This is a genomic window from Neorhizobium sp. T25_13, assembly GCF_002968675.1.
GTDB classification, from domain to species: domain Bacteria; phylum Pseudomonadota; class Alphaproteobacteria; order Rhizobiales; family Rhizobiaceae; genus Neorhizobium; species Neorhizobium tomejilense.
Map to the genome: position 1 here is coordinate 55,928 of NZ_PVBI01000013.1, position 24,203 is coordinate 80,130.

General features: G+C 61.2%; 24 protein-coding genes. 13 read left to right on the forward strand and 11 right to left on the reverse strand.

Annotated features, from left to right (window positions below; translation table 11 throughout):
• Positions 1–176 precede the first annotated feature (176 nt).
• Together C5J22_RS24680 and C5J22_RS24685 are read right to left on the reverse strand one after the other, a co-directional pair.
• Positions 177–686 carry a cupin domain-containing protein gene (locus C5J22_RS24680; RefSeq protein ID WP_245282787.1) on the reverse strand — a complete coding sequence of 170 codons (510 nt, stop codon included), beginning with the start codon at positions 684–686 and terminating at the stop codon, positions 177–179.
• 311 nt (positions 687–997) lie between these two features.
• Entirely contained in the window at positions 998–1,618 is a 621-nt protein-coding gene (locus C5J22_RS24685) for a YjbE family putative metal transport protein (protein ID WP_105440470.1), read from the reverse strand.
• Between the two features lie 346 nt (positions 1,619–1,964).
• On the opposite strand from C5J22_RS24685, the gene C5J22_RS24690 reads away from it, so the two are divergent.
• From C5J22_RS24690 to C5J22_RS24710, 5 genes are all read left to right on the forward strand, one after another.
• Positions 1,965–2,330, forward strand: coding sequence for a response regulator (locus C5J22_RS24690; RefSeq protein ID WP_046636327.1), 366 nt, complete (start codon positions 1,965–1,967; stop codon positions 2,328–2,330).
• 318 nt (positions 2,331–2,648) lie between these two features.
• On the forward strand, positions 2,649–4,034 hold the full coding sequence (locus tag C5J22_RS24695) for an FAD/NAD(P)-binding protein (protein WP_105440396.1): 1,386 nt from the start codon (positions 2,649–2,651) through the stop codon (positions 4,032–4,034).
• Between the two features lie 117 nt (positions 4,035–4,151).
• Complete coding sequence (msuE, locus tag C5J22_RS24700; RefSeq protein WP_105440397.1) at positions 4,152–4,703, forward strand: FMN reductase; 552 nt, start codon at positions 4,152–4,154, stop codon at positions 4,701–4,703.
• A 60-nt stretch (positions 4,704–4,763) separates the two neighbouring features.
• Entirely contained in the window at positions 4,764–5,255 is a 492-nt protein-coding gene (locus C5J22_RS24705; protein ID WP_105440398.1) for a heme-degrading domain-containing protein, read from the forward strand.
• A gap of 11 nt (positions 5,256–5,266) precedes the next feature.
• On the forward strand, positions 5,267–5,824 hold the full coding sequence (locus tag C5J22_RS24710) for a DUF924 family protein (protein WP_105440399.1): 558 nt from the start codon (positions 5,267–5,269) through the stop codon (positions 5,822–5,824).
• Between the two features lie 11 nt (positions 5,825–5,835).
• Here C5J22_RS24710 and C5J22_RS24715 read toward each other — a convergent pair whose 3' ends face one another.
• Positions 5,836–6,087: a GlsB/YeaQ/YmgE family stress response membrane protein gene (locus C5J22_RS24715; protein WP_105440400.1), complete on the reverse strand. Its 252-nt coding sequence runs from the start codon at positions 6,085–6,087 to the stop codon at positions 5,836–5,838.
• 233 nt (positions 6,088–6,320) lie between these two features.
• On the opposite strand from C5J22_RS24715, the gene C5J22_RS24720 reads away from it, so the two are divergent.
• From C5J22_RS24720 to C5J22_RS24735, 4 genes are all read left to right on the forward strand, one after another.
• Entirely contained in the window at positions 6,321–8,732 is a 2,412-nt protein-coding gene (locus C5J22_RS24720; protein WP_105440471.1) for a mechanosensitive ion channel domain-containing protein, read from the forward strand.
• 153 nt (positions 8,733–8,885) lie between these two features.
• Complete coding sequence (locus tag C5J22_RS24725) at positions 8,886–11,399, forward strand: FAD-dependent oxidoreductase (RefSeq protein WP_105440401.1); 2,514 nt, start codon at positions 8,886–8,888, stop codon at positions 11,397–11,399.
• 159 nt (positions 11,400–11,558) lie between these two features.
• On the forward strand, positions 11,559–12,407 hold the full coding sequence (locus C5J22_RS24730) for a response regulator (RefSeq protein WP_105403490.1): 849 nt from the start codon (positions 11,559–11,561) through the stop codon (positions 12,405–12,407).
• Positions 12,408–12,424: 17 nt separating this feature from the next.
• The gene (locus C5J22_RS24735) at positions 12,425–13,033 is read left to right on the forward strand and encodes a GGDEF domain-containing protein (protein ID WP_105425864.1); all 609 of its coding nucleotides are present in this window, start codon (positions 12,425–12,427) and stop codon (positions 13,031–13,033) included.
• Between the two features lie 19 nt (positions 13,034–13,052).
• Here C5J22_RS24735 and C5J22_RS24740 read toward each other — a convergent pair whose 3' ends face one another.
• Both C5J22_RS24740 and C5J22_RS24745 read right to left on the reverse strand, forming a co-directional pair.
• Entirely contained in the window at positions 13,053–14,072 is a 1,020-nt protein-coding gene (locus C5J22_RS24740) for a GlxA family transcriptional regulator (protein WP_105440472.1), read from the reverse strand.
• 236 nt (positions 14,073–14,308) lie between these two features.
• On the reverse strand, positions 14,309–14,518 hold the full coding sequence (locus C5J22_RS24745) for a hypothetical protein (RefSeq protein ID WP_105403492.1): 210 nt from the start codon (positions 14,516–14,518) through the stop codon (positions 14,309–14,311).
• Between the two features lie 213 nt (positions 14,519–14,731).
• On the opposite strand from C5J22_RS24745, the gene C5J22_RS24750 reads away from it, so the two are divergent.
• On the forward strand, positions 14,732–15,628 hold the full coding sequence (locus C5J22_RS24750) for a LysR family transcriptional regulator (RefSeq protein WP_046611350.1): 897 nt from the start codon (positions 14,732–14,734) through the stop codon (positions 15,626–15,628).
• 2 nt (positions 15,629–15,630) lie between these two features.
• On the opposite strand, the gene C5J22_RS24755 is transcribed toward C5J22_RS24750, so the two are convergent.
• The 5 genes from C5J22_RS24755 to C5J22_RS24775 all read right to left on the reverse strand — a co-directional run bounded on the left by C5J22_RS24755 (position 15,631) and on the right by C5J22_RS24775 (position 20,599).
• Positions 15,631–17,667: an ASKHA domain-containing protein gene (locus C5J22_RS24755; protein WP_105440402.1), complete on the reverse strand. Its 2,037-nt coding sequence runs from the start codon at positions 17,665–17,667 to the stop codon at positions 15,631–15,633.
• A gap of 11 nt (positions 17,668–17,678) precedes the next feature.
• Positions 17,679–18,641: a methyltetrahydrofolate cobalamin methyltransferase gene (locus C5J22_RS24760; protein WP_105440403.1), complete on the reverse strand. Its 963-nt coding sequence runs from the start codon at positions 18,639–18,641 to the stop codon at positions 17,679–17,681.
• Between the two features lie 51 nt (positions 18,642–18,692).
• On the reverse strand, positions 18,693–18,995 hold the full coding sequence (locus tag C5J22_RS24765; RefSeq protein ID WP_046667157.1) for a virulence factor: 303 nt from the start codon (positions 18,993–18,995) through the stop codon (positions 18,693–18,695).
• A 130-nt stretch (positions 18,996–19,125) separates the two neighbouring features.
• Complete coding sequence (locus C5J22_RS24770) at positions 19,126–19,899, reverse strand: formyl transferase (RefSeq protein WP_105440404.1); 774 nt, start codon at positions 19,897–19,899, stop codon at positions 19,126–19,128.
• Between the two features lie 58 nt (positions 19,900–19,957).
• Positions 19,958–20,599 carry a DUF1638 domain-containing protein gene (locus tag C5J22_RS24775; RefSeq protein WP_105440405.1) on the reverse strand — a complete coding sequence of 214 codons (642 nt, stop codon included), beginning with the start codon at positions 20,597–20,599 and terminating at the stop codon, positions 19,958–19,960.
• A 14-nt stretch (positions 20,600–20,613) separates the two neighbouring features.
• On the opposite strand from C5J22_RS24775, the gene C5J22_RS24780 reads away from it, so the two are divergent.
• Positions 20,614–20,772: an entericidin gene (locus tag C5J22_RS24780; protein WP_105403498.1), complete on the forward strand. Its 159-nt coding sequence runs from the start codon at positions 20,614–20,616 to the stop codon at positions 20,770–20,772.
• 30 nt (positions 20,773–20,802) lie between these two features.
• Here C5J22_RS24780 and C5J22_RS24785 read toward each other — a convergent pair whose 3' ends face one another.
• Entirely contained in the window at positions 20,803–21,504 is a 702-nt protein-coding gene (locus C5J22_RS24785) for a B12-binding domain-containing protein (RefSeq protein ID WP_046599807.1), read from the reverse strand.
• Positions 21,505–21,768: 264 nt separating this feature from the next.
• On the opposite strand from C5J22_RS24785, the gene C5J22_RS24790 reads away from it, so the two are divergent.
• The gene (locus C5J22_RS24790; RefSeq protein ID WP_105440406.1) at positions 21,769–23,343 is read left to right on the forward strand and encodes a trimethylamine methyltransferase family protein; all 1,575 of its coding nucleotides are present in this window, start codon (positions 21,769–21,771) and stop codon (positions 23,341–23,343) included.
• A 101-nt stretch (positions 23,344–23,444) separates the two neighbouring features.
• Positions 23,445–24,122, forward strand: a complete 678-nt coding sequence (locus C5J22_RS24795) for a ferredoxin (protein ID WP_105440407.1) — start codon at positions 23,445–23,447, stop codon at positions 24,120–24,122.
• The last annotated feature ends 81 nt before the right edge of the window (positions 24,123–24,203 follow it).

A 24,203-nucleotide genomic window follows, 5' to 3' on the forward strand; every position in this document is an offset into this window, starting at 1 on the left:
AGTCTTTGCTTCGGAACGGAATGCCGCCTTCTAAAGGAGAGGTTGGAGGCGGTCAATCTCCAGTCGGCCGGGAGCGTAACGGCAGATTGCGGCGGCATTTGCGCCGATCACGGCATTGCGGATCTGAAATCGGCGCTTTTGCCGATCTGCCTGCATGAGACCATGAAGACGCCTCTCTATTTGTGGATCGGGTCCTTCCACAGGACTTCTTCCGGCTTCTCGATGGGTTCGATATCGAGATTGACGACGACCGGGTCCTGGCCGGAGCGGCAGAGCACGCATTCCAGCGTTTCGTCCGGACTGGCATTGATCTCCTGGTGCGGCACATAGGGCGGCACGTAGATGAAATCGCCGGGGCCAGCCTCCGCCACGAATTCCAGGTTATCGCCCCAGCGCATCCGCGCTTTTCCCTTGAGCACGTAGATGATGCTTTCGAGATCGCCGTGGTGATGGGCGCCGGTCTTGGCGTTGGCATGGATCGTCACCGTGCCCGCCCAGATCTTCTCGGCGCCCGCGCGGGCGTTATTGATCGCGGTCGCGCGGTTCATGCCGGGAGTCTGGGCGGTGTTGGGATCGAGCGAATTGCCGGGAATGACTTTCACGCCGTGCTCGCGCCAATCGACGTTGGAATGACCGTCATGGTCATCGTCATGAGGGTGGTGATGATCGTCGTGGCTATGGCTCAAGATCGTTCTCATTGACTAGGACGGGGCTCACCAACTCTTGCGAGTAGGGGGTCCGCGAGCCCCTGACCGGCGTCATGCCGGCTGGAGGCCACGTAGCTTTGCTCGAGGAACATGATCAATGGGAACATCCCAAATGTCAAAGACTTGGTAAGGAAAGAATAACTTTCCTGTTTCAAATCAACGCACTGCCACGCGCCGATGGCCCTTTAGCCTCTCCCGCGCGAGCGGCAGATCGAACCGCCGCTTGCCGGTTGCATCGCGGATCGCGGATCGCGTCGCGAACACCGCCGAGGTTCGCGAGTGAAGGAGCCTCAAACGCCCTGAATGAGCGGCAGGACTTCAATCGAGCCCTGGTAGATCATGTCGAGGGCCACATAGACGATGACGGCAAGGCCGACATAGGCGATCCAGCGGAAGCGGGACAGGAGTTTGGCGACGAAGTTGGCCGCCACGCCCATCAGCGCGATCGAGATGATCAGGCCGACGATCAGCACTATGGAATGTTCCTTGGCGGCACCGGCGACGGCAAGCACATTGTCGAGCGACATGGAGACATCGGCGACGACGATCTGGATGGCAGCCTGGAAAAAGGTCTTGTTGGCAGCCTTTTCCCTCGCTTCGGCGGCAGAATGTGCATCGTCGCTGTGGCCTTCGCGCAGTTCGCTCCACATCTTCCAGCAGACCCAGCCGAGTAGCAGGCCGCCCGCAAGCTGGAGCCCCTTGATCGCCAGAAGATAGGTGGCGACGACCGCAAACACGAGGCGCAGCACGGTGGCGGCGGAAATGCCGAAGATGATCGCTTTCTTGCGGAGCGCGGCTGGGAGACCGGCGGCAGCAAGGCCGATCACGATGGCATTGTCGCCGGAAAGAACGAGGTTGATGGCAATGACCTCGAGAAGCGCCGCAAGGCCGCCTGCGGTGAAGAGTTCCATCATGAAGCGTGAACCTGAACCGGGAATAGATTGAGGGTATGAGGCTATGCTGATCTTCTAGTCATGCTTTTATGCGAACTGGTACAGAATATTTCCAAGCGCTTGGCAAGCGTATTTTGCGTTTTGTCAAACGGCATCGTCCGCTATCGAAGCGGATTTCGCCCGGGAAGAAGGCAGACGATCCGAGCCGCAGCTTTTCACCGCGCTCTACCTCCACTTGCCGCGACTCACCTGCCCCCTATATGGCCTCACGGCGGAACAGGTCCCCAACCTGCCACTCAAGGCGCGGAGTTTTTCGCCTCGGGAAGCTGTGGGGGCAAGCGTCCAAGGGATGAAGGAGACGTTGATGGCGCAGAAGGCCGTTGTGCTTGTCGTCGAGGATGAACCGCTGATCCGCTTTACCACGCTCGATGCGCTGGAAGAGGTCGGACATCACGTATTGGAAGCCGGCAATGCCGACGAGGCGATGGTGCTGTTTCGCAACCGCGACGATATCGACATTGTCTTCACCGACGTCAACATGGCCGGGTCCATGGATGGCATTCAGCTTGCTCAGCGTATCCGCGCCATCCGCCCGAGCATCGGCATCATCATCACGTCGGGCGTTGTCAGCCTCGATCCGATGCTTCTGCCGACCAATACGGTGTTCCTGCCGAAACCCTATCAGCACGACCTGCTGTTGTCCTCGATCCACGAGATGATGCCGGGCTGAAACATCGGTGGACCGAAGACGGGTCGCCGGAACCAAGTGGTATGGCTTCCGGTTACCTCCTTCGATCAACCGGAGGAATTTCAGATGCTGAAGAGGTTCATCGCGTTTTCCGCCCCAATCCAAGCGCCGAAGCCCTGACGGTGCCGCGGCCTGAACAGGCGTGCAACTGATAGAGAAACGAAAACGCCTTTACTCTTCGTCAATCTCTATTAAGTTGGTAGACATTGAAGCGGCCACGGAAGCGGATCCAAAACCGTCTTCCCGTGGTCCCCAAGACAGCCTTTCGCCCAGAGCAACCAAGGACGAGGAGTGTGCTTGATGACTTATGATGTCGCCGTCGTCGGTTCCGGTTTTTCCGCTATCGCCCTTACCATCAATCTCCTTCGCTTCCTGCCGTCCTCAGCCTCGATCGCTGTGGTCGGCGATGATCCCGGCTTCGGGCGGGGCACCGCCTACCGCACCGAATTTTACCTGCACCGCCTCAATGTGCCGGCGGCGCGGATGAGCGTGTTTCCGGACCGGCCGGACGAATTCGTCGAATGGCTGCGCCGTCAGGGCAGGGCGGCCTTTCCTGAGGATTTTGCCTCTCGCGGCGACTACGGCCTCTATCTGCGCGACACGCTGGCCTCGTTGCTGAGGCCCCGCGAGCGGCGGGCGCATGTGGATTTCATCCGGGCCAAGGCCACCGCCTGCATCCACTGCGAACAGGACGGGCTCGTCTTCCATCTCGACAATGGCGGCGAATTGCGCGCCCGTACCGTTATCCTGGCACTCGGCGTCGGCAATGCCGATCTGCCTCTGCCGAAGGATCGCATCGATTCGGCCGTCGGCGTCCGAACCATCGACAATCCCTGGCGGCTCGGGTGGCTTTCGCGCGTGGGCCGTACCGACGAACTCTGTATCTTCGGCTCCGGGCTGACGATGATCGACCAGGTCCTGTCGCTGCGGGCCCAGGGCCATCGCGGCCGCATCCATGTCCTGTCGCGGCGCGGACTGGTGCCGCACCCGCATCCGGCCCGGCGCGCCGCTCCGGTCACGCCGGACCTGCCCGATACCCGAGAGATCAGCGCCCTGCTTCACGCTTTGCGTCGGCAGGTGGAGAAGGGTGCCGACTGGCGGGGCGTTGTCGATGGCCTGCGACCGCAGACACAGGCTCTGTGGCAGAGCCTCAATGCCAATCAGCGGTCCCGTTTCCTTCGGCACGCGCTGGCCTGGTGGAATGTCCACCGCCATCGTATCGCGCCTGAGGTATTTGCGCGCTTCGATGCGCTCATGAAGGACGGCACGGTTACCGTGCATGCAGGCTTCCTCCGCTCGATCGACCGGGATGGCGAGGGTCCGCGTGTCCAGTTCAGGCAGCGCGGCACGCCGGACATCCTCTCTCTCCATGCCGACTGGATCGTCAACTGCACAGGTATGGAGCGCGCCGGCATCGGCCATTCGCCGTTGCTGACCGAGATGCGCAATCGACAGATGATCTCCATGGACGAGCTTGGACTTGGCATTTGCGTCGATCGGCAGTCCCGGGTTCTCGACCCGGACGGCCGGCCGCAGCCGGGCCTGTTTGCAGCCGGAGCGCTCACGGCCGGCCAGTTCTGGGAGATCACGGCGGTGCCGGATATCCGTGTCCAGGCGAAGGCGCTTGCCGAAGAGATCACGACCCAGATCGCCCGCGCTGCGCCGCGGACGGCCCGCATCGCGTGATCAGGCATTCTCTGAGCATGATTTTCTCCTGACGGGATATCTGCGGCAGGTTCCTTGCTTTCATGCTGCGGTACCCACGCTAATCTGGAGAAACTCATTGCGCAGAGAGGAATTTCCATGGCCCTGAAACTCGTCGGTCTTGCGGGTAGTTATAACCGCCCATCCAAGACCTTTGCGCTGGTCGAACACATCGCCTCCGTGGCGGCCGAACGTTATGGATTCGACGTCCGGCTTCACGACCTTACCGATGTCGGGCCGTCTCTCGGTCAGGCACAACGCCAGGGCGATCTCGACGAAGCGGCCGCCAGGGTGCTCGCCGATGTCGTGGAGGCCGATTTCCTAATCGTCGGTTCGCCGACCTACAAGGGCAGCTATCCCGGCCTGTTCAAACATTTCATCGATCTGATCGATCCGGAACAACTGCGTGCCAAGCCGATCCTGATCACCGCAACCGGCGGCGGCGACCGGCACGCACTGATGGTCGAACATCAGCTTCGGCCGCTGTTCGGCTTCTTCATGGCCCATACATTGCCGACGGCCGTCTACGCCTCCGATCGCGATTTCGCCGATTATCGCATCGTCTCGGAATCCCTGCAGCAACGGATCGGCTTTGCCGTCGACGAGCTTGCCGCCTTCTTCCCCGTCCGGGAACTCGCTGCCGCCGAGTAACTTTACTTTCGCCGGATTTGTCGTCATCAATCCCCGCCATCGCAATCCGGAGGGGAACGCATGACGATCGAAGAAGACATGGCGAAGATCGCGGAACAGGAGAAGGCACTCGTCTTCGACCGGTTCGACCTGACCACTGCCTGGGACCTCGGATCGCTGCTTCGCCATATGGCCGTCGAACGGGGCCTGAGCGTCGTCATCGACGTGCGGCTGCATTCGATGTCGGCCTTCTACGCGGCATTGGCGGGCACCACCGCAGACAACGAAAACTGGGTACGCCGCAAGCGCAATCTGGTGTTCCGCTTTTTCCAGTCGAGTTATGCAATCGGGCGGAAGCTCGAGCTCCAGGGCGATACGGTGGAAAGCCGATATGGTATTCCCGCAGCGGACCATGCGCCGCATGGCGGCAGCTTTCCGATCAAGGTCGCCGGTGTCGGCTGCATCGGGGCGGTGACGGTTTCGGGCCTGCCGCAGCGCGAGGATCATAACATGGTCGTCGAAGCCCTTGCCCGGATGACCGGCAAGGATATCTCCACACTCCGTCTCGGCTAAGGAGATATGCGATGGCGCAGGCCGACATAAAAACCCCCGAGGAAGTTTTCACCTTCTGGTTCAAGGAGCTGACCCGCAAGGACTGGTTCGAGAAGAACGAGGCGCTCGACGAGGCGATGCGCCGGCATTTCGCGGCCACTCACCTTTCGCTTGCCCGCGGCGAGCTCGACGCCTGGCGGACGTCGCCGGAAAATCGGCTCGCGGCGGTGATCGTGCTCGACCAGCTTTCCCGCAACCTCTATCGCGGCACCCCGCTTGCCTTCGCAACGGATTGGCTGGCCTTGCGTGAGACAAGGCTGGCGATCGAGGCTGGCGCGGATATGGCGGTTCTGCCCGAGCAGCGCGGTTTCTTTTATCTCCCCTTCGAGCATTCGGAGACGCTCGCCGATCAGGATCGGTCGGTTGAACTCTTCGCCTTGCTGGGTGACGCGGAATATCTGGATTATGCGGAACGTCACCGTGCGGTGATCCGCGAATTTGGTCGTTTCCCGCATCGCAATGCGCTGCTCGGCCGGGAATCGACCGCCGCCGAACTCGAATATCTTGCCAAGCCCGGCGCCGGTTTCTGATCTCGAAGTAATTATCGGCGGAACATGCGTGCGACGGCAATCAGGATGCATGCACCGATGAAGCCGGCGATCAGGTAGCCGATCCAGCCGCCGAGCACGACGCCGAAGACGCCGAGAATGGCATTGGCGATGATGGCGCCGACAATGCCCAGGATGATGTTCATGATCACGCCCATGTCGCTTTTCATGAACTTTTCGGCGAGCCAGCCGGCAATGCCGCCGATGATGATGGCTGCGATCCAGCCGATACCTGCCTGTTCCATGACTTACCCTCAATGATTGTTGGGACGGGGAAACGCGAAGAAATGTTCCAGGTTCCAGGAATTGGAACAATTCCTGGAACCTGGACTACAGCATTCCTTTTCTTCGCCCAGAAGTCACTCTATTTTCGCCGACGAATCCGATCGAAAGACAAAAGAGCAGACATTTGACAGAACTTCCCACGACCGGCCCTTCAACCATTCAGCGCATAACCCGCGTGCTGTTCGCCGCACTCATGACCGCCGCCGTCCAGCTGGGCTCGCCGTCGCATGTGTTTGCCCAGACGCAACAGCAGGCGCAGGGACAGCGCCAGGAGCAGGTGCCACCCGACGTCACCCTCGATTCCATCAATTCGGACATGAAGGGCAAGATCGACACGATCCGTCAGCGGCTCGATAGCTTTCGCAACCGGATCCAAAGCGACGCCGATGACGATGCGCGCCTTGCGGAACTCAGGGTCCAGGCGGAAACGATCGTCGGCGAAATGCGCTCGGCCTCAGATGCGATGCGCACCCGCGTCGAACAGATCCAGGCCCGGCTCAAGAGCCTTGGCGAGCCGCCGGCAGCCGGCCAGCCTCCGGAAGCGCCCGCGGTCGTTGAAGAGCGCAATCGGCTGTTGAACGAGCGCTCCGAGCTCAATCTGATCGTCGACGACGCCGGCCAACTTTCCAACAGCGCGAACCAGGTCGCCAACACGATCACCAATTTGCGCCGCACGCTGTTTACCCAGACGCTGTTCCGCCACACCGAACTGTCGGGCGAATTGTTCGCGGATGCTGGCCACGCGTTCGTCGCCGAGGTCAGGAACTTCGGCTCTACCTTCAGCGGCTGGATCAGTTTCGTCTGGAAATTCAAGAAGCTGCAGCTGCTGGGCGCTCTGGCGCTGTCACTTGGCGCGGCCATGCTCTTCCTATCCGGAGGATACCGGCTGTTCGGGCGCTTCATCCGGCGAAACGACCACGAGCATCCTTCCTACATAAGGAGATTGTCGGTGGCCTTCTGGTCGACGGTGATCCAGACCGTGGCGCTAGCGGCCTTTCTGCTCGCTTCCTTCCTGTTCCTCGACGGCTTCAACGTGCTGCGGACGGATATCACGCCGATCGTGGTGACCTTCTTCGGCTTCGTCTGGTTCGTCAATTTCGTCTGGAAGCTCACCTATGGCGTATTGGCGCCGGGCGAGCCGGAGTGGCGGCTCGTCCGCATCACCAATCGCGGCGCCCGCCTGCTGACCCTTGCCGTGCTCGCCATGGCGATCGTCAACGGGCTCGACTATTTGCTCGGCGCGATCAGCGAGGCGCTGAATTCGCCGCTGGTTCTGACCATCGTCAAAAGCCTGCTCGCTTCGGTGATCATCGGCCTGATCCTGATTGCCATCTCCTTCGTCCAGCCGCGGCTTGTCGAGGGTGAAGATCCCGATGGGCCGGGACATCGGTGGCCGCGGTACTTTCCGCTGTTCCTCCGTGTCATGGGTCTGCTCCTGATCCTGTCGGTTCTGACGGGATATGTGGGGCTTGCCCGGTTCGCTTCGACCCAGATCGTGCTGACAGGTGCGGTGATCGTGCTGATCTATATCGGGCTCCTGTCGGGCAGGGCGGTTTCGAAACAGGGATCGTTCACGGATACGGCGGTCGGCCGCCGGCTCGCCGAAAGCTTCAATTTCGGCGAGGTCTCCCTCGACCAGGCAGGGCTCGTTGCTGGACTTGGCATCTACGCCTTTGCGCTGATCCTCGGCATCCCCCTCATCCTGCTGACCTGGGGCTTCCAGATCGCCGATATCGAAGCCTGGATCTACAGTTTCTTCACGCAGATCCGGATCGGCAACATCTCGATCTCGATCGTCGGCATCCTCGGCGGCATCCTGCTTTTCGGCCTCGGTTTCGTCGTCACCCGCTGGGTACAGAAGTGGATCGACGGCAATGTGCTGGCGCGCAGCCAGGTGGATCTCGGGGTCCGCAACTCGGTCAAGACCGGTATCGGTTACCTCGGCATCGGGCTTGCGGTGATCGTCGGCGTCTCGGCCGCGGGCATCGATCTCTCGAGCTTCGCGCTGGTGGCATCCGCCCTATCGGTCGGCATCGGTTTCGGTCTCCAAAATATCGTCTCGAACTTCGTTTCCGGTCTGATCCTGCTCGTCGAGCGGCCCTTCAAGGTCGGCGACCATGTGGTGACCGGGGCGACAGAAGGTATCGTCAAGCGCATTTCGGTGCGCGCCACGGAGATCGAGACGTTCCGTAAGCAGTCGATCATCGTGCCGAATTCCGACCTCATCAATTCGCCGGTCGGCAACTGGACGCATCGCAACAAGATCGGGCGTTCCGAGGTGCCGGTCGCGGTGAGCCACCACACCGATCCGCAGAAGGTGATGGATATCCTTCTGGAACTGGTCGATCAGGTGCCGGAAGTGCTGCGCAATCCGGAACCGCATGTGGAGTTTCTGAGCTTCGGGCCTTCCTCGCTCAATTTCGAACTGAGGTTCCATCTGGCCGACATGGGCGAGGGCTTGAGGATCCGCAACAATCTGCGGATCGCCATCCTCAAGCGGTTCAAGGAGGAGGGGATCGATATTCCGTTCCCGCAGCAGGAAATCATCTTTCATCGGGGCAGACCGATCCCGCAGGAGGAGAACGATGCAAGAGGGGGCGCATGACCGTGCCTCCGCCCGAGCCCGCACGGCCATTCTGAGGGTCGTCGCGGGCTGGCTCTTGGCATGTCGTAAACAGGCGTTTGGCCCGCCTGTCGGAATTGCATAGTCCCTGCAGTTCGCGAAAAGGCCGCACGAGGCCGAAGAGGGGTTCATTCCATGAAGACACATGCACGGGCGGTGGTGATCGGCGGCGGCGTGGTCGGTGTTTCGACGCTTTATCATCTGGCGAAAAAGGGCTGGAGCGATGCCGTCCTGATCGAACGCAAGGAATTGACCTCCGGTTCGACCTGGCATGCGGCGGGCCTTCTGCCGCTTTTCAACCTCTCCTATTCGGTTGGCCAGCTGCACAAATATTCGGTGCGTTTCTATCAGGAACTGCAGGAAGAGACCGGCATGAATGTCGGTTTCTCGAAAGTCTCGAACATCCGTCTCGCCCGCACCAGGGACCGCTGGGAAGAGTACATGTATTATGCCGGGATCGCCGAGACGATCGGCGTCACGGTCAACGTCCTGACGCCCGAACAGGTGAAGGAAATCTGGCCGCTCTGCGAGATGGATGGAATCCTCGGCGCCATCCAGCATCCTGACGACGGTTATATTCAGCCGGCGGACCTCACCCAGGCGCTTGCCAAGGGCGCGCGCGACCTCGGCGCCACGATCTATCGCAACACGACCGTCACCGCCATCGAACAACAGCCGGACGGGCTCTGGAAAGTGACGACTGACAAGGGCGAGATCACCGCCGAACACGTCATTTCCTGCACCGGCAACTTTGCCCGCAAGACCGGCGAGATGGTCGGCATCAACATTCCGGTCATTCCGGTCGAACACCAGTACATCGTCACCGAGCCGCATCCGGCGATCCAGGAGCGCAAGGCCAAGGGCCTGCCGGAAATGGGGGTCCTGCGCGAATCGGACTCCTCCTGGTACATGCGCGAGGAGAATGGCGGCCTGCTGCTCGGGCCTTACGAGGTGGGAGCACCCGTCTGTTACGTCGACGGTCCGTCCGACGAGAGCGAATACGAGCTCTTCAACGAGGAACTCGACCGGCTGATGCCCTATATCGAGACCGCCATCGTGCGCGTGCCTGCCTTCGGCGAAGTGGGCATCAAGAAGGTCTACAATGGCGCGATCGCCTATACGCCGGACGGCTCGCCGATCGTCGGTCCCGCGCCCGGCCTCAAGAACTTCTGGCTGAACGAAGGCCATTCCTTCGGCATCACCGCCGCTGGCGGCGCCGGCTGGCAGCTGGCGGAATGGATCGTCGATGGCGAACCTACCGTCGACATGATGGGCGTCGATCCGCGCCGCTTCGGGCCTTACGCAACGGAAGGCTACCTTATCGAAAAGAACGAAGAGGCTTATGCCAATGTTTTCACGATGCATTATCCTGACGAGGAGCGTTCCGCCGCGCGTCCCTTGAAGACGACGCCGGTCTATGACCGGCTGAAGAAGATGGGTGCCGTGTTCGGCTCCGTCTACGGTTGGGAACGCGCCAACTGGTTCGCGCCTGAAGGCTATGAAGTGCCTGCGGAAGACCTCGGCGTCGGCGTCGACGTGCTGACCGGCCACAATCATGCGCCGGCACTGGAAGATGGCCGGATCGTCGAGAAATGGTCCTTCCGCCGCTCGAACTATTTCGACCACGTTGGCAACGAGGTCAAGAATGTCCACGAGAATGTCGGCGTGCTCGACATGTCGGCCTTCGCCAAGATGGAAGTGTCCGGCCCGGGTGCGCGCGCTTTCCTCGACTCTATCTTTGCCAATGCGATCCCGAAGAAGCGCGGCCGCATCGCGCTCTGCCACCTTCTGACCAAACAGGGTGGGGTGCGTTCCGAGTTTACCGTCTACGAATGGGCACCGGATCGTTTCTATCTCGTGTCGGCGGGCGCCTATGAGGCGCATGACCAGGATTACCTGCGTAAGCTCGCCCCGACAGATGGCTCGGTCAAACTGACCCAGATCACCCAGAGGCTCGGCGTGCTGGTTTTGGCAGGCCCGAAGTCCCGCCAGGTCCTGAAGAAGCTCACCCGCACCAGTCTCGACAACAAGGATTTCCCCTGGCTCTCCGGCAAGGAGATTTCCGTCGGCATGGCGTCCGCCCATGCGCTGCGCGTTAATTTCGTCGGCGAACTGGGCTGGGAACTGCATCACCCGATCGAGATGCAGAACTATATCTTCGACAAGCTGATGGAAGCCGGTGCGGAATTCGGCATCAAGCCTTTCGGCATCCGAGCCATGCTTTCGATGTCGGTCGAGAAATCTTACCGGCTCATCCCGCGCGAAATGTCGATCGAGTACAATGCCTACGAGTCCGGTCTCGACCGTTTCATCAAGACCGACAAGGAATTCCTCGGCAAGCAAGGCCTGCTTTCCTACAAGGAAAAGGGGCTGAAGTGGAATTTCTGCACGCTGGTCATCGAAGGCGCCAATGATGTCGACGCCCGCGGTTCGGAGGCGATCTACAACGAAGATGGCGAATTGATCGGCCGCGCCACCAACGGCGCCTACGGCTGGCGTATCGGCAAGTCGCTGGCGCTTGCGATGGTCAAACCGGGCTATGCAGAGACCGGCACCAGGCTCAAGATCAAGATTCTCGGCAGCCTCTACAATGCCAGTGTTGTGCCGGAAAGTCCGTTCGACACCGACAACACTGCGCTGCGGGCCTGAAAACCGGCTAAAAGTAAGAAGTCATTGACGTTAGCGGGCGGTCTTCGGGCCGCCCGTACCGTTTTGATACCGTAGTGCTGCTCCGATTAACGGTTCTGCAAAGCGTTTCCACTAGGGATGTTATCAGAGGGGATAATATCTTTATTCGATAGGGGCACCATGACATTCCTCGGCATCTCCGGGATGCAGTATTCCGGCCAATCACTGGCAAACTCCCGCATCCTGCTTGCGGAGGATTCGAACGTCTTCACATCGATGATCGGGACCCGGCTCAGGGAGCTGTTTGGCATCGAGGTCGAGATCTGCCGCAACTTCGAGGAATTGCAGTTCGCCTATGACCGCTCCGCCGAGCCGGTGATGCTGGCGATTTCCAATATCAATCTGCCAGGCGCGGAAAACGGGGAAGCGCTGGAGTATCTCGTCGATTTGTCGATCCCGACCATCGTCTTTACCGGGACCTTCCATGAAGAAACCCGCGACAAGCTGCTGACCAAGGACATCGTCGACTATATCCTCAAGGACAATGTCTTCGCGGTTGAAATGCTGGCCGAATCGGTCTGCCGGTTCCTTACCAATCATCGCCACCACGTCCTGATCGTCGACGACAGCCCGACCGCAAGAGCGCTGCTCTCGAGCCGCCTGAAGCGCTACAATTTCCGGGTCAGCGTTGCCGAGAACGGTGCCAAGGCCTTGGATATTCTCAAGAAGAACCCGGATATCGGCCTCGTCGTCACGGACTACAACATGCCCGATATCGACGGCTTCGAACTCACCCGCCGCATCCGTTCGGTGCGCGGCTCGCACGAGCTCAGGATCATCGGCGTGTCGTCCTCTTCGAACCGGCTGCTTTCGGCCCGTTTCCTGAAGGCCGGCGGCAATGACTTCATGCTGCGCCCCTTCATCGACGAGGAATTTTACTGCCGCGTCAACCAGAACCTGGATACGCTCATCCAGATCCGGTCGATGCAGGCAAGACGTCAGGAAACGGCGGTGAAGAACGTCGCCTGATCCCAGAGGAACTCCGTATGCCGTACCTTCTAAGCCAGCATTTCCGGGAGAAGGAGCGCTTGACCCACGGTTTGGCGGCGCCGTTGCCGATCCAGATGGAGGCGGCCCGTCCGATTGCCGATCCGTTGACCGGTTTTGCCAACCTGAAGGAATTTTACCGGCTTGGCGAACCGGTGGTGAGGGAATGTCTTTCCGAGGGGATATCCTGCGCCGTCGCGATCGTGAGCATCGACCATTTCCGGCGGTTGAACGCTGTCCATTGCGAAGAAACCGTCGCCCAAGTCGTCAAGACCACCGCCGCCAGGCTTGGTTCCGCGTGTCGCGGCAGCCGTCATTTTCTTGCGCGGCTGGGTGACGAGGAATTCGGCATGCTGCTGGTCGGTCTCGACGTAGCCGCTGCGACGGAATTCTGCGAGAATCTGAGGCTTGAGGTCGCCGGCATCAGGATCATGTCCGGCGATATCGATTTTTCGATGACCGTTTCGATCGGACTGGCGGAGGTCTGCGGTCCGGAAACGTTCGACAATTACCTCAACGCCGCAGAACAATTCCTGTTCATGGCGAAAAGCCATGGCCGCAACAGAGTGTTTTCCGACTATACGATCGCGCTGCAGGCGGCGGACTGACCCGCCGCAATCCCAGGGCTCAGGCCACGACCCCGGTGCGTGACGTATTCATGTTGAGCTTGCGCTCGGCCCGTTCTTGCTGCGGCGAACGATTATAGACCTCCCGATAACATTTCGAGAAATGCGACGCGGACACGAACCCGCAGGCAACCGCCACCTCGACCACGGGCATCGAGGATTGCACGAGCAGGTGCCTTGCCCGGTCGAGCCGGATTTCCAGATAATAGCGCGCCGGCGAGCGGCCCATTTCCTGGCGGAACAGGCGTTCGATCTGGCGCCGGGAGAGGCCGGCGTCGTCGGCGATCTCGACCAGCGACAGCGGCTCGGAGAGGTTGTTTTCCATGACCTCGATGATCGTCAGAACCTTGGCATTCTGGACGCCGAGGCGGGCGCGCAGCGGCAGGCGTTGGCGGTCATGCGGGTTGCGGACACGGTCCGTCAACTGCTGCTCACAGACGCGGTTGACGAGGTTCTCGCCGAAATCCTGGCTGATCAAGTTCAGCATCATGTCGAGCGAGGCGGTGCCGCCGGCGCAGGTATAGAGGTTCGAATCGACCTCATAGAGATCCGCATAGACTTCCGCCTGCGGGAATGCCTCGGCAAAGCCTGGCAGGTTCTCCCAGTGGATCGCACAGCGCTTGCCGTTCAGCAGCCCGGCCTGGGCCAGAACGTGCGCCCCGGTGCAGAGGCTTCCAACGGCAATGCCGCGGTTATAGGTTTCGCGCAGCCAGGCGTTGACCGACTTGTTGTTGAACTCCTCCACGTAGACACCCGAGCAGACGAGAACCATGTTCGGACGGCTTTCACCGGAGAGGTTGCGACGTTCGTCGGCGAGAGAAGAGTTTACTTCGATCCCGATGCCGCTCGAGGAATAGACTTTTTCGCCGTCGGCGGAACAGAGCCGCCAGGTATAGGCCGAGTATCCGAGCATGCGATTGGCGATTCGCAGCGTCTCTACCGCTGCAGCAAAAGGCAGCATGGTGAAATGGGGAACAAGAAAAAAGACGAGAGAGCGCTTTGCTGCCGGGTTTTTGGTCATCACATTCATGCCGTCATTCCCCTTGTTCGTGGCCGTACATTGCGGCCCGCTTTTCTTCAAAAGCGACATTGGCACGGGGAAAGGCGGCGGAGAAGGGCTTTGGACGACAGGCTGATAACATTTTTGCGACATAAGCGGGTCGCAGACGTAATTGCCAAAGGCGATAGGCTCAAAGCGTGTCTCAGACTACATGGCCCGCTTCGCTGTTCGCGTCGGCGGGCCATGGAGCGGGAGGGTTATCGGCGATGCGGTGCGGCATTGGTCGTCGGCCATCCGATGTCCTTGCGGATTTCTGCCGGCAGACCTTCCAGCATTCTTTCGGTCTGGCGGCGACGCCATTGATCGCGAAGGCTGATAACCGCGTCCAGGGCAGGGCGGATGAGCGAGGCGAACGATGACGGCCGGGACCGGGAGCGATCGCTCTCCTGATAGGTGATCATAGTCATGTCAGTTCTCCTTGGGTGTCTCATGGGACAACGCTCAGTCGGGATAATGAGCGCCATCAATCCATCAATCAATCGGATGCAAGTTATGCGTCTCATGAAATTCTGTTTGGTATCGACGCTTGCTTCCGATGTTTTTGAGTATGCCGCCGGTTTGACATTCAATCAAACGAAATGATATGGTGCTTAAGTTCAGAATTATTGATAGAGGCTGACATGACTGTTCCATTCCGCCCGCCGCTTCCGCTGCTCGATAATGACGTATTGCGCACGTTCGTGGCGATTGCCGAAACCGGCAATTTCTCGACCGCGGCCGATGCAGTTCTGCGTACGCCGTCAGCGGTTTCGATGCAGATCAAGAAACTGGAAGAGCAGTTGAAGACGACGCTCTTCCTGCGTGACGCCCGCTCGGTGTCGCTGACGCAGCATGGCGAGATGCTGCTTTCCTATGCGCGGCGCATGCTGGCGCTCTCCAACGAGGCAGTGTCACGTTTCGTCATGCCGGAACTCTCCGGCGTGGTACGTCTCGGCGCGCCGGACGATATCGCCGAACGCCTTCTGCCGAAGGTGCTCAAGGACTTCGGCGAAAGCTTTCCGGGCATCATGGTCGATGTCACGGTCGACATGAGCCTGGCGCTCAAGAAGCGCATGGACGAGCAGCGGCTAGACCTGGCGCTGATCAACTGTGCCACCCGGCCTTTCTCAACGGCCGGCGAGATGATTCACACGGAACGACTGGTCTGGGCCGGCGCCAAATGTGGCACGGCCTATCTGCGCGATCCGCTGCCGATCTCCGTCTGGGAAGACGGATGCGTGTGGCGACATGATGCAATTTCTCAGCTCGAGAAGCACAAGCGGAGCTATCGCATCGCCTATGCCAGCGCCCATACGATGGCGCAGCGCGCTGCCGTGCTGTCCGATCTGGCGATCGCGCCGTTCCCGCGCTCCTACGTCACCGACGACATGCAGATACTCGGAGCGAAGGAGGGCCTGCCGGAACTCATCAACTTCGATATCCGACTGTTAACGGCACCGCAGCTTTCCGTGCCCGGCAAGGCCGTGGCCGAAAGCATCCGCGAAGCTTTCGGCTCGCTGGTCGCCGCTGCTGCCTGATCCTACTCGCGGCCGCGGCGACGTCTGCGGCCGCCTTCTCCCGAAGCCTCGGCTGGTGCCTTTCGCTCCGGCAGGGTGATGACTGCCGCCAGGTGCGGGAAGACATCGACCTTGTTGGGCAAGGCCATGGCATAGACGAAATGCTCCTGGAATTTCGGCTCCAGGGCTGTTTCGATCTTCTCGATCCTGCGCACGGTTTCCTCGATCTCGCGGCGGTAGCCGCGGTTCAGCAGGCACATCCGCGCCCCCGTGCCGGCGGCATTGCCGACCGATTTGACGCGGGCCAGATCGCAATCCGGGATGAGGCCCAGCACCATCGCGTATTTCGGATCGATGAACGTGCCGAAGGCGCCGGCAAGCCCGATGCGGTCGACATGGTCGACCCCCTGCTTGTCCATCAACAGCTTGACGCCGGCATAAAGCGCCGCCTTGGCGAGCTGGATGGCGCGCACGTCGTTCTGGGTCACGGTGATGCGCTGCTCACCGTCATGCACGAGATAGGAGTAGGTCCGGCCGTTCTGGAGGATGCGCGGGCTGCGCTCCGCCATCGTGCCGTCCACCACGCCGTCTTCCGAGATCAATCCGGCGAGATACATTTCGGCAATCACTTCGATAATCGCCGAACCGCAGATGCCGGTGATGCCGGTCGCAGCGGCTGCATCGGCGAAACCCGGCTCATCCGACCAGGGCTCGATGCCGATCACCCGGAAGCGCGGCTCAAGGGTTTCGGCGTCGATGCGGATACGCTCGATGGCGCCGGGTGCTGCCCGCTGGCCCGACGAGATTTCCGCACCTTCGAAGGCCGGACCGGTCGGCGAGGAGGCTGCGACGACGCGGGTCGAATTGCCGAGCACGATTTCCGCATTGGTGCCGATGTCGACCAGCAGCATCATCTCCTCCTGCCGGTGCGGACCTTCCGACAGGGTTGCCGCGGCGGCATCTGCGCCGACATGGCCGGCGATGCAGGGCAGGAGATAGGTGCGGGTGCCGTCGTTCATCGGCAAGCCGATCTCGGAGGATCTGAGCTTTACCGCCTCGGAAACGGCAAGCGCGAAGGGGGCTCCGCCAAGTTCTGTGGGATCGATCCCGAGGAACAGATGGTGCATGATCGGATTGCCGACGAAGACGCTGTCGAGAATGTCGGTCCGGGACACGCCGCCGTCGGCGCAGACCCTGTCGATCAACCCGTTCAGCGCCGCGCGCACGGCTAATGTCATCGCCTCGCGGCCATCGGGGTTCATCATCACATAGGAAACGCGGCTCATCAGATCCTCGCCGAAGCGGATCTGCGGGTTCGATGTGCCTGCCGACGCCACGGTGCGACCCGACAGCAGCGACGACAGATGCATGGCGATCGTCGTCGAGCCGATATCGCAGGCAATCCCGTAGGCCTCGTTCTTCAGGCCGGGGTAGAGCGCGACGAGGCGGGCGCGATCGTCGTCCCGGTCCTTGTGAATTGCGGCCGTGACCTTCCATTCGCCCTTGCGCAGGATCTGCTGGACCTTGGGAATCAGGTGGAAATCGACATCCAGATCGTCGAAATGCCACTCGGCGGCAAGCGCCGCCTTCAGGCGATCGAGATCGCCGAGCGGTTTTTCCATGTCGGGCTCTTCCACCTCGACATAACACATGCGGATAGCCGGATTGCGGTCGAAGACACGCTCGTCGGCGGCCTTGCGCACCACCTGCGCATTGATCACCGTATCCTGCGGCACGTCGACGACGAGATCGCCGAGAATCTGGGTCGAGCAGGAGAGGCGGCGCCCCTCGGGAAGCCCCCGCACGCGGTCATAGCGCTCTTCCTTCGGGCCGAGCGGTGACAGGTGGTCGTTCGCCGAGGTAATGCCGTGCTTGGCGAAATGTCCCTCCTGGACCGAGACCTGGCAGCGCCCGCAGGTCGCCCGCCCGCCGCAGACGCTCTCCACGTAGACGCCGAGCTGGCGCGCGGCATCGAGCACCGGCGTGCCGACCGGAAACCGGCCGCGCTTGCCAGACGGCATGAAGAGGACGAGGGGATCTCTCTTGGAAATATCCGCCATGATACCTGTACTTACTCCGTCCGCGCTCCGGCGCCAGCCCGTGCGGCCCGGCCGCCGCGTCGGCCGCTGGCAGCCGACGGTGCTGCCGTCGCAGCGGCTCCGCCGCCTTCGACCGGCTTATAGTCGCGATAAGTCATGATCCAGTTACCGCAGTTCTGATCCGTGCCGTTCAGCACGTTGGCGGCGCGCACCGCTTCCATTTCCTGCGGCCGGCAGGGGTTCATGATCGCCGACGTCATGCCGGCGCCGATCACCATCGGGATGAAGCCGGCATTGATGCCGTGGCGGTGCGGCAGGCCGAAGGAGATGTTGGAAAGCCCGCAGGTCGTGTTGACCTTGAGTTCGTTGCGCAGGCGATACAGTAGCGCGAAGACCTGGCGTCCGGCATCGCCCAATGCGCCGATCGGCATGACCAGCGGATCGACGACGATATCATGCGGCTTGATGCCGTAGTCGGCGGCGCGTTCGACGATCTTCTTGGCGACCGCGAAACGGACGTCCGGATCCATTGAAATGCCGGTCTCGTCGTTGGAGATCGCTACCACCGGTACGTCGTATTTCTTGCAGAGCGGCAGGATGGCCTCGAGCTTTTCCTCCTCGCCGGTCACCGAATTGACCAGTGGCCGGCCTTTGGCGACCTTCAGCGCTGCTTCGATGGCCGCTGTCACCGAACTGTCGATCGACAGCGGCACGTCGACGAGGCCCTGGACGATCTCCAGCGTCCGGACGAGCAGGCCAGGTTCGGTCTCGTTGGGATTGACCGAGGTGACCCCGGCATTGACGTCGAGCATGGTGGCACCCGCCGCCACCTGTTCCAGCGCGTCCCTGATGACCGTGTCGAAATTGCCCTCGATCATCTCGGCCGCGAGCTTCTTGCGGCCCGTCGGGTTGATGCGTTCGCCGATCACGCAAAAGGGCTGGTCGAAGCCGATCACGATCTCCCGGGTTGCGGATGCGACGATGGTGCGGGTCATTTCTTCCTCCAGGCGCGCGATGCGGCGCAGAAACGATGTGATGTCTGAACGTCAGGCGGTTTCGCGGCCGCCGGTCTTCACCAGCGCGACGAGTTTTTCCCTGTCATAGGCTGCCTCGAGCTCGGCCGCCGCCCTGTCGGCTTCGGCTTCAAGATCGTCGGAAACGGCGATCGGTTCGGCCTTGCGCCATTCTGCGAGATAGTCGTCGGTACCGGCGGCGCCGCTGCGCATCGCGCACATGTCGATCGCCTCGGTGAAGCGCAGCGACAATTCCCGCTTGGCGGTCTGGCGGCCCTTCTTGATGATCACCTGCGCCGGAATATCCCGCCAGAAGACGACGATGCGGTCGGCCATGAATTCCTCCGTGTTGAGGTGCAGCATGCACGGGTGCGGGCGACAAGACTGCGCTTGCGACGACGTCGCACCCAGCAAAATACGACGCGGCGATGGGATTGCCTTGCGGGACTGCCTTGCCGGATGCTGCTTACCAGATCTTCCGGGTCAGCCCGTGATAGAGCCAGATCCAGATCGGCGGTGGAAAACGCAGTGCGGAGGGGCCTTGCGGCTGGTACGGCTTCAGCGTTCCGTCGATGGCATCCTGAAGCGCGCGGACGCTGATGTCGACGGAAGAGGCGGTCATCAGCAGCGGATAGGTGGCGAGCGAATCCGAGCGCGCCGGCGCCACCCGCTTCTCGTAGAGCGTCCCACCGGTATCGATGCCCTTGTCGACCAGATGCACGGTGGCGCCAAAGTTCTTCTCGTCGCCTTCGACGCGCGACCAGTAACCGCCCATCTGGCCGCGGTACATCGGGTTGATGCCGGCGTGGAAGTTGATCACCGGGCAGGGGACAGCGGCAAGCGTCTGCGGCGACAGGATGCGGCAGGATATGGTGAAGATCGCGGCGGGCTTCAGGGCTGTCACCGCTGCGTGACAGGCCGGATCGTTGAGGGAGGGCACGTGCGCCACGGGGATCGCCGGGTTTGGTTCGGCGGAATGGCCATAGTCGCGGATGATCTCGGCGGATCGTCTTGCCGCAACACTCTTGGTGAGCCTCGACGCGATCATCGTCGCCAGTTGGCCGAGTGCGGTGAACCAGCCGAACCGCCGGGCGCGGCGTTTCAGCAGCGTGCCCTTCGATTCCGGCTGTTCCTCGACGACATGCAGGTCGGGAAAATGTTTTGCCAATGCGTTGATCATCACCTGCGGGTTTAACCCGCCTGATGTCATCACCACGATCCGAGAATTCCCGTCCTGCATCGATCCCCCCGCAAAAAGCGCAGGGCCGCACTCTTCCGCCGAAGGCCCGAAGAAACGGTTAAACCGAGCGTAGTGCCTGCGTGAGGTCGCCGTAGCCGGTGAAGCGGTATTCGTATTCCAGGCCGAGATAATCGGCGGCCCCGCGCGCCTTTTCCTGAAGGACCTTGTCTTCCTCCTGGCTCAGATAGACGAGTTTTCGGTAGTTGCCGAAATACATGTCCTTCAGCTGCGGGTGGCGGTCGAGGCCGAGCGGTTCGATGACGAAGGCCTCGAACTGGCGGGCGAGGAAGTCTGTCAGGAAGAACGAGAACAGGTCTTCGTCCGTTTTTGCGGCAAAAGCGTCGTTTCCGGCAAAGAAGGAATAACAGTGCGGGCCTTCGATGCGGGCGATGCCCTCGCGCTCGCAGAGACGGTCGATGTCGCCGCCGGTTCCGCAATCCGCATAGGCGAAAAAGATCTTTTCGAAACCCGCTTCCCGCGCCTCGGCGACGGCTTTTTCGAGACCCGGAACGATCTTCTGCGGATAGGCGTGCCAGATTGCCGGCAGGCAATTGAGGTCGATGTGATCGAGACCTTGCTGCCTTGAAACAGCGAGGATTTCCCGCGCGATCGCTCCGCACGCGATCACGTGAACTTTTTCGCGAGTTGAACGTTCCTTTGCCGGAAATTCCATTTCCGCCACGATTTCATCTCTCTCCATCGGAGTATTCTAACATGACGGCCAAGACAGTCACGGTGATCGCCGCTCTTTTCGCGACGATGGTTTCTCTCACTTCCTGCGGCAATACCATTCGCGGCATGGGTCAGGATGCGGCCAATACCGTTAATGCCACGCAGGATGCGGGACGCCGGGTCGATCGCGCTGCGCGCTAAGGCGTCGCCGTCAGCAAGCCGTCCGGCGCCTCAGGCGCCGGCGGCAAGGCTGTTGTGCTTGCGGCGGATGTATTCCTTTGCCGTTTCGACAGCGACCGCCGCATCGCGGCAATAGGCATCGGCACCGACCGCCTTGCCGAATTCCTCGTTGAGCGGCGCGCCGCCGACAAGCACGATATAGTCGTCGCGCATGCCCTTTTCCTTCAGCGTATCGATGACGACCTTCATATAGGGCATGGTCGTGGTCAAAAGCGCCGACATTCCGAGAATATCCGGCTGTTCCCGCTCGATCGCATCGAGATAGTTCTCGACGGGGTTGTTGATGCCAAGATCGACCACGTCGAAGCCCGCTCCCTCCATCATCATGCCGACAAGGTTCTTGCCGATGTCGTGGATGTCGCCCTTGACGGTGCCGATCACCATCTTGCCGAGTTTGGGAGCGCCGGTCTCGACCAGAAGCGGCCGCAGGATGAACATGCCCGCCTTCATGGCACTCGCCGATAGCAGCACTTCCGGCACGAAAAGAATGCCGTCGCGGAAGTCGATGCCGACGATGCGCATACCCTCGACCAAGGCCTTGGTGAGGACGTCATAGGGCGTCCAGCCGCGCGCGAGCAGGATGTTGGTCGCCTCCTCGATCTCCTCCTTCAAGCCGTCGTAAAGATCGTCGTGCATCTGCTGCACGAGTTCCTCGTCTGAAAGTTCCGCCAGGATGATTTCGTCGTCGGACATGCAATGCTTCCCTTCGTTCGAGGGGCCGGTTCGAAGGCCGGCAAATCAGACGTTTACCGTCCCGACTATCTGTACCTTTAATTTGCTTGGCAATTTCTTTCGTATGCGACAGCGGCGCGTCGGAAAAACGACGGAAGATCGCTGCGTGATGTCTGTCCTGTACAAACCCGTGACGCAGAAAGGCGGGGCTCGGCTTGCGCTTGAGCCTAGCATGGCGCATCAAAAAAGCTTGAGGCGCTTTTCAAAGCGGAGGCGAGGAACATCATGGACGATTTGACCCCAGAGACGGAACCGGCAGGCAGCGGGGCCAGACGCGGCCGCGGCGAGCGGGGAGCGGCAGGCCGCCGCGCAGCCCGCGCAGGCCACGGTCCCGGCCTTTCCTTGCCCTATATCACCCGCAAAATCGGTGTTTACGAGGTGCTGGACGAGGAGGGTCTTGCTCTCATCGAGCGTAATGCGGATCTGATCCTCGAAGAGATCGGCATCGAATTCCGAGAGGACGAGGAAGCGCTCGAACTCTGGGCGCAGGCGGGTGCCGACGTCCGGGGCCACCGGGTGCATTTCCCCAAGGGCCTCTGCCGCGAACTGCTGAAGACCGCGCCGAGCGAATTCACCTGGCATGCGCGCAATCCGGAGCGCAATGTCCAGATCGGCGGCAAGGCGACCGTGTTCGCGCCGGTCTACGGACCTCCCTTCGTGCGCGACCTCGACGGCAAGCGTCGTTACGCGACGATCGAGGATTTCCGCAATTTCGTGAAGCTCGCCTATATGGCGCCGTCGATGCATTCGTCGGGCGGCACTGTCTGCGAGCCGGTCGACGTGCCGGTCAACAAGCGGCATCTCGATATGATCTACAGCCATATCAAGTATTCCGACAAGCCGTTCATGGGATCGGTCACCGCACCGGAACGCGCCGAGGACACCGTCGCCATGGCGAAGCTGGTCTTCGGCGACGAGTTCGTCGAGAACAATTGCGTCACCCTGAACCTTATCAACGCCAACTCTCCGATGGTGTTCGACGGGACCATGCTCGGCGCGCTGAAGGTCTATGCGCGGCATAACCAGGCCTCGGTCGTGTCGCCGTTCATTCTCTCAGGCGCCATGAGCCCGGTAACGGTGACCGGCACGCTGACGCAGATCCTTGCCGAGGTGCTGGCGGGTGCTGCGCTGACGCAGCTGATCCGCAAGGGCTCGCCGGTGCTGTTCGGTACGTTCGCGGCATCGATCTCGATGCAATCCGGTGCGCCGACTTTCGGGACCCCGGAGCCGTCGCTGGTCTCTTACGGTGCTGCCCAGCTTGCCCGCCGCCTCGGCCTGCCGTTCCGCACCGGCGGTTCGCTCTGCGGCTCGAAAGTGCCCGATGCCCAGGCGGCGCACGAATCGGCCAATACGCTGAACACGACGCTGCTCGCCGGCACGAACTTCGTGCTGCATGCCGCCGGCTGGCTGGAAGGCGGCCTGGTGTCGTCCTACGAGAAGTTCATGATCGACCAGGACCAACTCGGCATGATGCAGAAGATGGCGCAGGGTGTCGATTTGTCCGAAGAAGGCCAGGCGCTCGACGCGATCCGCGAAGTCGGCCCCGGCAGCCATTATCTCGGCTGCGCCCACACCCAGGCGCATTTCCAGACGGCCTTCTACCGTTCGGCGCTGATGGACAACAATTCCTTCGAACAGTGGGAGATCGAGGGCGAGAAGCGGATCGAGCAGCGCGCCAATGCGCTCTGCCGCTCCTGGCTCGACAGCTACGAAGCACCGCCGCTCGATCCTGCGATCGACGAGGCGCTGCTGGCGTTCATCAAGGATCGCAAGGATTCGATGCCCGACGCCTTCACCTGAAGAGAGCCCGATGCCGCCAGGGAGCAAGGCGGTGCCAAGCTGGTAGCGGATTTCGTCCAGGAAGGGGTTTGGCGCCCTCACTACAAATACCAGGGGCCTCGGTGAGGCCGCCTTCACCAGTTCTCGACGAGATTGCCGCGGGGCTCGAACCCCACGGCATCCTGATCCGCGGCGTGGTGAATTTCGGAACGGGCGAGGGACCGTTACTGGGCGACGGCACGCTTGCCAGGTCCGTCGTATTGCTCGGCAATGCCGGCGGTTCGATCTGGCCGTCGTTCACGGAATGGCGAAAACGCCATGACGGTCCCGATCCGCTCGACACGTGGTCGAAGTCCCTGATCCGGCCGCTCGCCGAACAGCTCGGAGCCGCTGCCTATTTCCCGTCCGATCCGCCCTGGCAGCCGTTCCAGCAATGGGCGATGAAGGCCGAAGGTCTGAAGTCGTCGCCGCTCGGCATCCTCATCCATCCGCAGTTCGGACTCTGGCACGGTTATCGCGGCGCTATGGGTTTTCCTTTCGCGATAGAGAGTTCGCCGGGTGAGGCCAAGCATCCTTGCGAGAGCTGCGCCGAAAAACCCTGCCTGTCGGCCTGTCCCGTCAATGCGGTCGGCCTGTCGGGCTTCGACATTCCCCGATGCAGCGCCTATCTTGAAAGCGATGCGGGCAGGGTGACCTGCATGGTCTCCGGCTGTGTTGCCCGCAATTCCTGTCCGGTCGGTGTGCAACATCGCTACCCGCTGGAGCAGCTCCGGTTCCATATGGAAGCGTTGGTGCGGTGAGCGAAAAAAGTTTTTCTTGGGTACCCAAGGAATTTCCGGAGCGAAACGTCTAAGCTCTTAAGCGACGGAAAAGCGGGCGGA